Genomic DNA, 12434 nt, shown 5'->3' on the forward strand with positions numbered 1-12434 from the left:
GGGACGGCGTGGGTGTTTCACGTGAAACACCCACGCGGAACCGGGTGCGCCGGACCGGTGGGCGCGGTGTTTCACGTGAAACGTCGCCCCTGCCGCTCCAGCAGGGCCGCGGTCGCGGCGTAGAGGGCGGCGACGCCGAGGACCAGGGGCACGGAGCGCCCGTCGGCGGGGAGTATGAGCGAGGCCACCGCCGCCGCTGCGACGAAGGCGATGTTGAACAGCACGTCGTAGACGGCGAAGACCCGGCCGCGGTAGTCGTCGTCCACCCGTGACTGCACGACGGTGTCGGTGGAGATCTTGGCACCCTGGGTGGCGAGGCCGAGCACGAATGCGGCGATCAGCATCGGTCCGGGTGTGAAGAACAGGCCGAGGGCCGGAACCAGGACCGCGGCGCCGAGGGCGCAGACGGTGATCGTGCCCAGCGTGCCCAGCCGGCCCACCAGCCAGGGGGTGATGACGGCCGCGGCGAAGAATCCGGCGCCGGAGACGCCGACCGCGATGCCCAGGAGGGCCAGCCCCTCGGCCTCGTCCGCCGACCAGGAGTAGCGGCACAGCATGAGCAGCATCACGAAGAGGGCCCCGTAGCAGAACCGCATCAGGGTCATGGCGGTGAGGGCCCTGGCCGCCTCGCGCCGTGCGGCCAGGTGCCGCAGGCCCTCGGTCATCCCCCGCACGGTGAGCAGGATTCCCTCGGCGACCGACGGGTGGCGCCGGCCGGGTGGGTGGTCGGGTCCGAGCAGGCCGATGGCCAGGCGCAGGGAGACGAGGGCCGCGCACAGGTAGAGGCCCGCGCCCAGCAGTACGACGAGGGCGTCCGAGTCGGATGCCAGCACGCGCACCAGGACGGCCAGTCCCCCGCCGGCGACCGCCGCGAGCGTGCCGGCGGTGGGTGAGAGGGCGTTCGCGGTGACCAGCCGGCCGGGTTCCACGACGTGGGGCAGCGACGCGGCGAGACCGGCCAGGACGAAGCGGTTGACGGCGGTCACGGACAGCGCCGAGGCGTAGAAGAGCCATTCGGGCGCGTGCGCGACGATCAGCATCCCGGTGACGCAGGCGAGCAGGGTCCGCAGCAGGTTGCCGTAGAGGAAGACCTGGCGGCGGCGCCAGCGGTCGAGCAGCACTCCCGCGAAGGGGCCCACGAGGGAGTAGGGCAGCAGCAGCACCGCCATGGCCGAGGCGATGGCGGCCGCCGAGGTCTGCTTCTCCGGGGAGAAGACCACGTAGGTGGCGAGAGCGACCTGGTAGACGCCGTCGGCCGCCTGGGAGAACAGCCGTACGGCGAGCAGGTTGCGGAAGTCCCTCAGGCGCAGGAGTACGCGCAGATCACGTACGACAGGCATGAGGGAAAGCGTCACACACGCGGAGGGTCCCCGGGCACATGGCCCGGGGACCCTCCGCGGAAGAACAGCCGAAGTCCAGGTGTCCTGAGGACCCTTGGGGCCGACTAGCGCTCGACCTCGCCCTTGATGAACTTCTCGACGTTGGCGTAGGCCTCGTCGTCGAAGTACTGCACCGGCGGGGACTTCATGAAGTAGCTGGACGCCGACAGGATCGGGCCGCCGATCCCGCGGTCCTTGGCGATCTTCGCAGCGCGCAGCGCGTCGATGATGACACCGGCGGAGTTCGGGGAGTCCCACACCTCGAGCTTGTACTCGAGGTTCAGCGGGACGTCGCCGAAGGCGCGGCCTTCGAGGCGGACGTACGCCCACTTGCGGTCGTCGAGCCACGCGACGTAGTCGGACGGGCCGATGTGGACGTTCTTCTCGCCGAGCTCGCGGTCGGGGATCTGCGAGGTGACGGCCTGCGTCTTGGAAATCTTCTTCGACTCGAGGCGGTCGCGCTCGAGCATGTTCTTGAAGTCCATGTTGCCGCCGACGTTGAGCTGCATGGTGCGCTCGAGACGGACACCGCGGTCTTCGAACAGCTTCGCCATCACGCGGTGCGTGATGGTGGCGCCGACCTGGGACTTGATGTCGTCGCCGACGATCGGGACACCGGCCTCGGTGAACTTGTCGGCCCACTCCTTGGTGCCGGCGATGAAGACCGGGAGGGCGTTGACGAAGGCGACCTTGGCGTCGATGGCGGCCTGGGCGTAGAACTTCGCCGCAGCCTCGGAGCCGACGGGCAGGTAGCAGATCAGGACGTCGACCTGGCGGTCCTTGAGGATCTGGACCACGTCGACGGGAGTCTCGGCGGACTCCTCGATCGTCATGCGGTAGTACTTGCCCAGACCGTCCAGGGTGTGGCCGCGCTGAACGGTCACACCGGTGTTCGGGACGTCGCAGATCTTGATGGTGTTGTTCTCGCTGGCGCCGATGGCGTCCGAGAGGTCGAGGCCGACCTTCTTCGCGTCGACGTCGAACGCGGCGACGAACTCGATGTCACGCACGTGGTAGTCGCCGAACTGGACGTGCATCAGACCGGGGACCTTGGCCGCCGGGTCGGCGTCCTTGTAGTACTCGACGCCCTGCACCAGCGAGGCGGCGCAGTTGCCTACGCCGACGATGGCTACGCGAACCGAACCCATTCCGGTTGCTCCCTGTTTGTTCTCGGACGAGGTCTGCGAGATGCAGGCCTCATTTTGCAGTTTCGTCGGACGGACCGGGTCGTCTCCGATCCCGTCCCGCCCGCTCGCTCTCGATGAGCTCGTTCAGCCAGCGCACTTCGCGCTCCACCGACTCCATGCCGTGCCGTTGCAGCTCGAGCGTGTAGTCGTCGAGGCGCTCCCGTGTGCGGGCGAGTGAGGCGCGCATCTTCTCCAGACGCTCCTCCAGCCGGCTGCGGCGGCCCTCCAGTACCCGCATGCGCACGTCTCGTTCGGTCTGGCCGAAGAAGGCGAAGCGGGCGGCGAAGGACTCGTCCTCCCAGGTGTCGGGGCCCGTGTGCGAGAGCAGCTCCTCGAAGTGCTCTTTGCCCGCGGCCGTCAACCGGTAGACGATCTTGGCGCGGCGCCCTGCGAGTGAAGCGGCGAGAGCGTCTTCCGGAGCGTGGCCCGGCTCCTCGATCAACCAGCCGTTGGCGACCAGCGTCTTGAGGCAGGGATAGAGCGTCCCGTAGCTGAACGCCCGGAACACCCCCAGTGAGGTGTTGAGCCGCTTGCGCAGCTCGTACCCGTGCATGGGGGATTCGCGGAGCAGGCCGAGGACGGCGAATTCGAGGATGCCTGAGCGCCTGCTCATCGCCTGCCCCTCCTCCGACTCTGGAGTCTCTATGCCGAGCTGATGTATCGACTCGATACATCCAGACGATAGAACGGTAGATCCCCTGCGGCAAGGGGCGACCTGGTGACCGGCGTCACATCACCGATTCGTACGAGGCAAGTTGCCTGATTTGGGGTGAACTTCGACACTGGACGGGTTTTGAGCGTGCGTAGTCTGTGGGCCATGACAACGGGGGGACCGGAATTCACCTGCCGCTTCCAGGCCACTCGCCTGCCCGAGGAGTAGTCGTTCGATGAGCGAGCACCGCCGCAAACCGCCGCAGCCCCAGGGCGGTGGACGCGCCTCGTCCCGCCGGGCCGCCCCGCAGCGCCCGGGCCGCGGCGCCGAGGCCGGACGTGACGTCCCCACGGCGTCGCCCAGCGGCCCGTACGCAGATCCGCCCCCGCAGGGCGGCCGCACACAGCCGCGCCGGGCCGCCCAGAGGGGCTCCGCCGGCCGCGGACGGGGCGCCGGCGCGCCCGGTCGGGGCGCGGGCCGCCCGGACAAGCGCCTCATCAACTACCCGCGGTCCGACAAGCAGGGCTGGAAGCGCTTCCTGCCCTCGTGGAAGCTCGTCGGCGGCACCGTGCTCGGATTCTTCGCGGTCATCGTGGCGGGGGCCGGCATCGGCATCGCCATGGTGAACAAGCCGGACCCCAACAAGGCGGCCGAGGCACAGAACAACGTCTTCCTCTGGGCGGACGGCTCCCAGATGGTCGCGACCGGCGGATCGATGAACCGGCAGATCGTGGGCATCGACCAGATCCCGCTGTCGATGCAGAACGCCGTGATCGCCGCGGAGAACGAGTCCTTCGAGACGGACAAGGGCGTCGACCCGATGGGCATCGCCCGCGCCGTGTGGAACATGGCCAAGGGCGGTTCCACCCAGGGCGGCTCGACCATCACCCAGCAGTACGTGAAGAACAACTTCCTCGGCTCCGAGCAGACGCTGAAGCGGAAGGTCACCGAGCTCTTCATCGCGATCAACCTCGGGATCTCGGAGGACAAGGACGTGGTCCTCGCGGGCTACCTCAACACCGCGTACTACGGCCGGGACGCCTACGGCATCCAGGCCGCGGCCCGCGCCTACTTCGGCAAGGACGCCCGGGACCTCAACCCCTCCGAGTCGGCCTTCCTGGCCTCGGTGCTCAAGGGCCCCAACCTCTACAACCCGGACGGCGGGATCGGCGCCGCGGCCACCCCCGAGCTCAACGAGACGCGGGCCCGCAAGCGCTGGTCCTGGGTGCTGGACCGCGAGGTCGAGGTCGGGCGGATGTCCAAGGAGGAGCGGTCGAAGTACAAGGACGCCGACTTCCCCGCCCGCATCGAGTCCGCCCAGGCCCGCGGCATGAACGGCCAGATCGGATACCTGGTCGAGACCGCCAAGCAGTACGTGATGAAGACCAAGGACATCACCGCGGAGCAGATGGCCCTGGGCGGCTACCGGATCAAGACCACCTTCCAGAAGCCCAAGGTGGACGCCCTGACCAAGGCCGTGGAGGACACCCGCGACGACTTCCTCGACGAGAAGAAGCGCCCCGAGCTGGACACCTTCGTACAGTTCGGCGCCGCCTCCGTCGACGTGAAGACCGGCGCGATCGTGGCCCTCTACGGCGGCCCGGGCTGGGACAAGAAGTACTTCAGCAACAACGCCAACACCAGCGGTGTCCCGGTCGGCTCGACCTGGAAGCCGTACGTCCTGGCCGCGGCGATGCAGTACGGCACCCAGAACTCCAAGGGCAAGGGCATCTCGGTCGACAGCAAGTACATGGCCGACGACCGCACCGTGATCAAGAACCGCCAGGGGAGGCCGCTGCTCGACAAGAACGGCGAGCCCTTCCGGCAGAAGAACGAGAGCCCGACCGCCTTCGGCTACGTCACCCTCAACGAGGCGATGGAGAAGTCCATCAACGTGCCGTTCGCCCAGCTGGTCTTCGACGTCGGCCACACCAAGGTGCGCGAGGTGGCCAGGTCGACGGGCATCCTCGACGAATCGATGGACAAGGGCGACAACGCGTCCTTCGCGCTGGGAACCTCGACCCCCAGCGCCATCCGCATGGCCGACTCCTACGCCACCTTCGCCGCCTCCGGCACGCACCGCGAGCCCTTCTCTGTCACCGAGGTCATCAAGGACGGCCAGACGCTGAGCGGGTTCGAGGCCCCCGAGGACCAGCGGGCGATGGACAGCGCCGTCGCGGACAACGTCACCAAGGTCCTGGAGAACGTGGTCCAGAACGGCACCGGCGTCAAGGTCAAGAAGCTCGGCCGGCCGGCCGCGGGCAAGACCGGCACCACGGACCAGAACAAGTCGGCGTGGTTCGTCGGCTACACCCCGGAGCTGTCCACCTCGGTCACCCTGTTCCGCACCGATCCGAACTCCAAGGACAAGAAGCTCATCTCCATGAACGGGGTCGGCGGCACCGACTCCATCCACGGTGGTGACATCCCGGCCGTGATCTGGACCGAGTACATGCGCGAGGCCCTCAAGGGCACCCCGGCGAAGGACTTCCCGGAGGCCGAGGACATCGGCGTGGAGGCGGACTCCGCGGGGGCCCCGTCCCCCACGCCCTCGGCGGCCCCGTCCCCGTCCTCGTCCCCCTCGCCGTCCCCCTCGGCCAGCTCCTCGCCGTCGCCGTCCCCCACCCCGTCGAAGGGCGGGAAGCCGTCCTGCAAGCCGTGGGACTGGGAGCTGTACTGCGACCCGAACGCGCCCAGCGGCGGCGCCGGAAACGGCGGTGCCGGCAACGGCGGCGCCGCCAACGGAGGCACGACCGGCGGCGGCACGACCGGCGGCGGGATGATCGGCGGCGCCGACGGCGGCGCCAGCACGGGCCCCTCCCCGTCGAACAGCGGAAGGCCCGGCCGCCCGGGCGGCGTCACCGGCGGCTGGCCCACCGGCGAGCCGGGCAGCTGATCACCGGCCCGGACGGGCACGGAGAAGGCCGTCGCACACACCGTGCGGCGGCCTTCCCCCGTGTCCGGCCCCGTACGGCAGGATGAGCGCATGACGAAGGTGCAACAGGACCTCCCCGTACTGCCCACCCAGCAGGACGAGGTCGCCGCGGCGGGCAGCGAGCTCTTCGGCGGCCCCCTCGGCCGCCACGCCCGGCTGGGCGGCCACTGGCTGGGGCCGGTCCGCGTCGTGGCCCTCGTCGCCATCGGGATGTTCGCCCTCGGCATGGTGCAGAAGCTGCCCTGCTACGACTGGGCGTGGTTCCGGGGTGCGGGCTCGCAGTACACCCACGCCTGCTACTCCGACATCCCGCACCTGTACTCGGTGCGCGGCTTCGCCGACAACCTGACGCCCTACTTCGACCGGCTCACCGGCGACATGGAGTACCTGGAGTATCCGGTCCTCACCGGGCTCTTCATGGAGGTCGCCTCCTGGCTGACGCCGACCACCGGCTCCATGCAGCACCGCGAACAGATGTACTGGATGGTCAACGCGGGCATGCTGATGGCCTGCGCCGCGGTCATCGCCGTGTGCGTCGCCCGCACCCACCGGCGCCGCCCCTGGGACGCCCTGCTCTTCGCCCTCGCGCCCGCCTTCCTGCTCACCGCGACGATCAACTGGGACCTGCTCGCCATCGCCCTGACCGCTGCCGCGATGCTCATGTGGTCCCGCGGCCGGGCCGTGCTCTTCGGGGTCCTCATCGGCCTCGCCACCGCCGCCAAGCTCTACCCCGTCCTGCTGCTCGGGGTGCTGTTCGTCCTGTGCTGGCGGGCCGGGAAATGGCGCGGCTTCGGCCTCGCCGCCCTCGGCGCGGCCGGGTCCTGGCTCCTGGTGAACCTGCCGGTGATGCTCTTCGCCTGGGACGGCTGGACGAAGTTCTACACCTTCAGCCAGGAGCGGCCCATCGACTTCGGCTCCGTGTGGCTGCTGATCTCCCAGCGCTCGGGCAATCCGCTCGACGGCGCCAACACGTACGCGACCGGGCTGACGCTCCTGCTGTGCGCGGGGATCGGGCTGCTCACCCTGACCGCCCCCCGGCGGCCCCGCTTCGCCCAGCTGGCCTTCCTGGTCGTCGCCGCCTTCATCCTGGCCAACAAGGTCTACTCGCCGCAGTACGTGCTCTGGCTGATCCCGCTCGCCGCGCTGGCCCGGCCGCGCTGGCGGGACTTCCTGGTCTGGCAGGCCGGCGAGGTCGCCTACTTCCTCGGGATCTGGTTCTACCTCGCCTACACGACCAGTGGTGACAAGCACCAGGGCCTGCCCGTGGAGGGCTACCAGCTGGCGATCGCGGCGCACCTGCTGGCCACGCTCTACCTGTGCGCGGTCGTCGTGCGCGACATCCTCATGCCGGAGCGGGACGTCGTGCGCCGGGACGGGTCGGACGACCCCTCCGGCGGGGTCCTGGACGGGGCCGAGGACGTCTTCGTGCTGTCGGACGCCGCGAGGGCGCCGCGGTACGCGGCGCCCTCGGACGGACAGCGGGTAGACTGGGGGGCGGGCCCCCGGGAGTGACCGGGCGGGTCAGGCGTCGAGCACCCGGTCGAACTGCGTGGTGGTGTGGCGCAGGTGCGCCACCAGCTCGTCGCCGACCCTCGGCTCGGTGGCGTCGGACGGTACGAACAGGATCGACACCTGCATGTGCGGCGGCTCCGCGAACCAGCGCTGCTTGCCCGCCCACACGAACGGCGACAGGTTCCGGTTGACCGTGGCCAGGCCCGCCCGGGCGACGCCCTTCGCGCGGGGCATCACGCCGTGCAGGGCCTTCGGGGCCTCCAGCCCCACGCCGTGCGAGGTGCCGCCGGCGACCACGACCAGCCAGCCGTCGGAGGCGGCCTTCTGCTGGCGGTAGCCGAACCGGTCCCCCTTGGCGACGCGCGTGACGTCGAGGACCGCGCCGCGGTACTCGGTGGCCTCGTGGTCGCCCAGCCACAGCCGGGTGCCGATGCGCGCCCGGAAGCGGGTCTGCGGGAACTGCTGCTGGAGCCGGGCCAGCTCCTCGGCGCGCAGGTGGCTGACGAACATGGTGTGCAGCGGCAGCCGGGCCGCGCGCAGCCGGTCCATCCAGCCGATGACCTCCTCGACGGCGTCCGAGCCGTCCGGGCGGTCCAGCGGCAGGTGGAGGGCGAAGCCCTCCAGCCGGACGTCCTCGATGGCCGCGTGGAGCTGGCCGAGGTCCTGCTCGGAGATGCCGTGGCGGCGCATCGAGCTCATGCACTCGATGACCACCCGGGCGCCCACCAGGCCGCGGACCCCGTCCAGCGAGGAGACCGAGCGGATGACCCGGTCCGGCAGCGGGACCGGGTCCTCGCCCCGCCGGAACGGGGTGAGGACCAGCAGGTCGCCGCCGAACCAGTCCTTGATGCTGGCGGCCTCGTAGGTCGTCCCGACGGCCAGCACGTCGGCGCCCATACGGGTCGCCTCCTCGCAGAGCCGCTCGTGGCCGAAGCCGTAGCCGTTGCCCTTGCAGACCGGGACCATCCCGGGGAACTGGTCCTGGATCTGCTTCTGGTGCGCACGCCAGCGCGCGGTGTCGACGTAGAGCGTGAGCGCCATGCCCGTCCGGAACCTCTCCTGGGGAGCTGCGTGGTGCAGCGGGGTGTGGGGTGGGTGGGAATGCAGGTGCGGTCAGCGACGCGACATGTAGATGTCGAGCGCCTTGTGCAGCACCTTGTTGAGCGGGAAGTCCCATTCGCCGACGTACTCGACGGCCTCGCCGCCCGTGCCGACCTTGAACTGGATCAGGCCGAACAGGTGGTCGTTCTCGTCCAGCGTGTCGGAGATGCCGCGCAGGTCGTAGACGCTCGCGCCGAGCGCGTACGAGTCGCGCAGCATGCGCCACTGCATCGCGTTCGACGGCCGCACCTCGCGCTTGTGGTTGGCCGAGGCGCCGTACGAGTACCAGACGTGCTGGCCGACGGTGAGCATCGTGGCGGCGGCCAGCGGCTCCCCCTCGTGCGTGGCGATGTAGAGCCGCATGCGGTTGGGGTCCTCGGAGTTGAGGGCCGTCCACTGGCGCTGGAAGTAGCTGAGCGGGCGCGGGCGGAACTTGTCCCGCTCGGCCGTGATCTCGTAGAGGTGCTGCCAGGTCGGCAGGTCCTCGTATCCGCCCTGGACGACCTCGACACCGGCCTTCTCGGCCTTCTTGATGTTGCGCCGCCACAGCTGGTTGAAGCCCTTGAGGACGTCGTCCAGCGAGCGGTTGGCCAGCGGCACCTGGAAGACGTAGCGCGGCTGCACGTCGCCGAAGCCCGCGCCGCCGTCCTCGGCCTGCTGCCAGCCCATGCGGCGGAGCTTGTCGGAGACCTCGAAGGCGCGGGGCTCGATGACCGAGGCCTCCACGTCCCGCAGGCGCTTGACGTCCGGGTCCTGGATGCCGGCCTTGATGGCGGTGGAGTTCCAGCGCCGGATGACGACGGGCGGGCCCATCTTCACGGTGAAGGCGCCCTGCTGCTTGAGGTGGGCCAGCATGGGCTGGAGCCATTCCTCGAGGTTGGGGGCGTACCAGTTGATGACCGGGCCCTCGGGAAGGTACGCGAGGTAGCGCTTCACCTTGGGCAGCTGCCGGTACAGCACGAGGGCGGCGCCGACGAGTTCGCCGGAGCCGTCGAACCAACCGAGGTTCTCCGACCGCCACTCGTTCTTCACGTCGGCCCACGCCGGGACCTGGCAGTGGCTCGCCGAGGGCAGGCTCTGGAGATAACCCAGATGCTGCTCTCGGCTGATGGTCCTCAGGGACAGGCTCATGCGGGGCGTCTCCTCCGGCGGCTTCGCTGGCTATGGCGCGAAGCCTACTGCGACAGGGGCGCCACCCATCTGGGGGACGGGCCCCAGGCCCGGACCGGCGTGCGGTCGGCGCCCCGTCGCGGAGGTGCCCCGGTCAGCCCAGCCAGCCGCCGAAGAGGCCGCCGTGGGCCATGCCGAGGAAGAAGCCGAAGGCAGACGCGCCAAGGCCGATGATCAGCGCGAAGCGCTCGCGTGTCGTGACGGAGATGAACTGTCCGTAGGCACCCGTCGCGATCCCGAGCAGCCCCGCCCACGAGCTGATCAGGTGCAGGTGGTGGAAGAACGCCGTGACGAACGCCACGGCGCCGAGGATCAGGGTGGCCGCCAGCAGGGTGTCCTGCAGCGGATGGGGCCTGCCGTCGGTCGCGAGGAGCGAGATGGAGGGCTGGCGTCGTATTGCCTGTGCCATCGGAAGGCACCTCCTGGCTGAAGCAGAGCGGTGCTGCGGGGCCGCCGTCCGGAGGGGCCGGGGGCATAGCACCGAGCACACCCGATGGATACAGATTGTGGCCTCCTCCTGCCGGATTTCAACCGGAAGGAGTCGACGGGGTAGTCTGTACGGTCTGCGCGGTGTCTGTTCTCAGGCATCGTGCGGCACGCATCACGACCCTCCTGCCACGGAACGACCGTGGCCGCTGAGTCCAAAGGAGGTGGGTTCCACATGCGTCACTACGAAGTGATGGTCATCCTCGACCCCGATCTCGAGGAGCGCGCTGTCTCCCCGCTGATCGAGAACTTCCTCTCCGTCGTCCGTGAGGGCAACGGAAAGGTCGAGAAGGTCGACACCTGGGGCCGTCGTCGTCTCGCTTACGAGATCAAGAAGAAGCCCGAGGGCATCTACTCGGTCATCGACCTCCAGGCCGAGCCTGCGGTCGTCAAGGAGCTCGACCGGCAGATGAACCTGAACGAGTCGGTTCTCCGGACCAAGGTCCTTCGCCCCGAGACCCACTGAACTTCGGTTCAGCGGTAATCGGGACCGAGTAGCACAGCAGCCCAGCAGCAATCCCCGCCGAGAGGTTCATCCATGGCAGGCGAGACCGTCATCACGGTCGTCGGCAATCTCGTCGACGACCCCGAGCTGCGCTTCACCCCCTCGGGTGCGGCGGTCGCGAAGTTCCGTGTCGCGTCCACTCCCCGCACCTTCGACAAGCAGACCAATGAGTGGAAGGACGGCGAAAGCCTGTTCCTGACCTGCTCGGTCTGGCGTCAGGCGGCGGAGAACGTCGCCGAGTCCCTTCAGCGGGGCATGCGCGTCATCGTGCAGGGCCGGCTGAGGCAGCGGTCGTACGAGGACCGTGAGGGTGTCAAGCGCACGGTCTACGAGCTGGACGTCGAGGAAGTCGGCCCCAGCCTGAAGAACGCCACGTCCAAGGTCACCAAGACCTCGGGCCGCGGCGCTCAGGGTGGATACGGCGGCGGTGGCGGCCAGCAGCAGGGCGGCGGCGGTGGCAACTGGGGCGGAGCCCCCGGTGGCGGCGCCCCTCAGGGCGGCGGAGCTCCCTCCGACGACCCGTGGGCGTCCAGTGCGCCGGCCGGCGGCCAGCAGCAGGGCGGCGGCGGGGGCGGCTGGGGCGGAAGCTCCGGCGGCTCCGGCGGCTCCGGCGGTGGCTACTCGGACGAGCCTCCCTTCTAGGGCAGCTCGAACCCCCACTTCTTGATCACACAGGAGAGACACAATGGCGAAGCCGCCTGTGCGCAAGCCTAAGAAGAAGGTCTGCGCGTTCTGCAAGGACAAGACCGCGTACGTGGACTACAAGGACACGAACATGCTGCGGAAGTTCATTTCCGACCGTGGCAAGATCCGTGCCCGCCGCGTCACCGGCAACTGCACGCAGCACCAGCGTGACGTCGCCACGGCTGTGAAGAACAGCCGTGAGATGGCGCTGCTGCCCTACACGTCCACCGCGCGATAAGGAAGGGTGACCGACTAATGAAGATCATCCTTACCCACGAGGTCTCCGGCCTCGGTGCCGCGGGCGACGTCGTAGACGTCAAGGACGGCTACGCTCGCAACTACCTGGTCCCGCGTGGTTTCGCGATCCGCTGGACCAAGGGTGGCGAGAAGGACGTGGCGCAGATCCGCCGCGCCCGCAAGATCCACGAGATCGCGACCATCGAGCAGGCCAACGAGTTCAAGGCCAAGCTCGAGGGCGTGAAGGTCCGTCTGGCCACCCGCGCGGGTGACGCCGGTCGTCTCTTCGGTTCCGTTACCCCGGCCGACATCGCCACGGCGATCGAGTCCTCGGGCGGCCCGAAGGTCGACAAGCGCCGCGTGGAGCTCGGCTCCCCGATCAAGACCCTCGGTTCGTACCAGGTCTCCGTGCGTCTGCACGCCGACGTGGCCGCGAACGTGGGCATCGAGGTCGTCGCCGCCTAAGGGCAGCTCGCGAAGGGCCGCACCCCGCTGGGGTGCGGCCCTTCGTCATGTCCGGCGGCGGTCGGCCGGTTGTGTTTCACGTGAAACACAACGCCTTGAGCGGTGTTTCACGTGAAACACC

Annotated in this window: 11 protein-coding genes and 1 pseudogene; 6 read left to right on the top strand and 6 right to left on the bottom strand. The window is 69.3% G+C overall.

Annotated elements, in window-relative coordinates; all coding sequences use genetic code 11:
- Positions 1-71: 71 nt before the first annotated feature.
- From ACFWU6_RS12380 to ACFWU6_RS12390, 3 genes and pseudogenes are all read right to left on the bottom strand, one after another.
- Positions 72-1340: an MFS transporter gene (locus tag ACFWU6_RS12380; protein ID WP_383980735.1), complete on the bottom strand. Its 1269-nt coding sequence runs from the start codon at positions 1338-1340 to the stop codon at positions 72-74.
- Between the two features lie 104 nt (positions 1341-1444).
- Entirely contained in the window at positions 1445-2527 is a 1083-nt protein-coding gene (locus ACFWU6_RS12385) for an inositol-3-phosphate synthase (protein ID WP_150518833.1), read from the bottom strand.
- A 52-nt stretch (positions 2528-2579) separates the two neighbouring features.
- Positions 2580-3179: pseudogene (locus tag ACFWU6_RS12390) on the bottom strand (helix-turn-helix transcriptional regulator); the annotation flags it as partial.
- Positions 3180-3453: 274 nt separating this feature from the next.
- Here ACFWU6_RS12390 and ACFWU6_RS12395 point away from each other — a divergent pair.
- Positions 3454-6114 (top strand): transglycosylase domain-containing protein, encoded by a 2661-nt coding sequence (locus ACFWU6_RS12395; RefSeq protein ID WP_383980737.1) that lies wholly within the window; start codon positions 3454-3456, stop codon positions 6112-6114.
- A 90-nt stretch (positions 6115-6204) separates the two neighbouring features.
- The gene (locus ACFWU6_RS12400; RefSeq protein ID WP_383800722.1) at positions 6205-7665 is read left to right on the top strand and encodes a glycosyltransferase family 87 protein; all 1461 of its coding nucleotides are present in this window, start codon (positions 6205-6207) and stop codon (positions 7663-7665) included.
- Between the two features lie 9 nt (positions 7666-7674).
- Here the strand turns inward: ACFWU6_RS12400 and ACFWU6_RS12405 are convergent, their stop codons facing one another.
- From ACFWU6_RS12405 to ACFWU6_RS12415, 3 genes are all read right to left on the bottom strand, one after another.
- Positions 7675-8706, bottom strand: coding sequence for an alanine racemase (locus tag ACFWU6_RS12405; RefSeq protein ID WP_383800719.1), 1032 nt, complete (start codon positions 8704-8706; stop codon positions 7675-7677).
- Positions 8707-8778: 72 nt separating this feature from the next.
- On the bottom strand, positions 8779-9897 hold the full coding sequence (locus ACFWU6_RS12410) for a peptidoglycan bridge formation glycyltransferase FemA/FemB family protein (protein WP_351270862.1): 1119 nt from the start codon (positions 9895-9897) through the stop codon (positions 8779-8781).
- 133 nt (positions 9898-10030) lie between these two features.
- Complete coding sequence (locus tag ACFWU6_RS12415) at positions 10031-10345, bottom strand: hypothetical protein (protein ID WP_383800716.1); 315 nt, start codon at positions 10343-10345, stop codon at positions 10031-10033.
- A gap of 252 nt (positions 10346-10597) precedes the next feature.
- Here ACFWU6_RS12415 and rpsF point away from each other — a divergent pair, with 252 nt between their 5' ends.
- From rpsF to rplI, 4 genes are all read left to right on the top strand, one after another.
- A complete protein-coding gene (rpsF, locus tag ACFWU6_RS12420; RefSeq protein WP_004950685.1) occupies positions 10598-10888 on the top strand; it encodes a 30S ribosomal protein S6 in 291 nt (96 codons plus the stop codon).
- A gap of 72 nt (positions 10889-10960) precedes the next feature.
- The gene (locus tag ACFWU6_RS12425; RefSeq protein ID WP_383800712.1) at positions 10961-11569 is read left to right on the top strand and encodes a single-stranded DNA-binding protein; all 609 of its coding nucleotides are present in this window, start codon (positions 10961-10963) and stop codon (positions 11567-11569) included.
- Between the two features lie 43 nt (positions 11570-11612).
- Positions 11613-11849: a 30S ribosomal protein S18 gene (rpsR, locus tag ACFWU6_RS12430; RefSeq protein ID WP_005315025.1), complete on the top strand. Its 237-nt coding sequence runs from the start codon at positions 11613-11615 to the stop codon at positions 11847-11849.
- Positions 11850-11866: 17 nt separating this feature from the next.
- Entirely contained in the window at positions 11867-12313 is a 447-nt protein-coding gene (gene rplI / locus ACFWU6_RS12435) for a 50S ribosomal protein L9 (protein WP_069921086.1), read from the top strand.
- Positions 12314-12434 lie beyond the last annotated feature (121 nt).

The organism is Streptomyces sp. NPDC058674 (genome assembly GCF_042716505.1).
Lineage (GTDB): Bacteria > Actinomycetota > Actinomycetes > Streptomycetales > Streptomycetaceae > Streptomyces.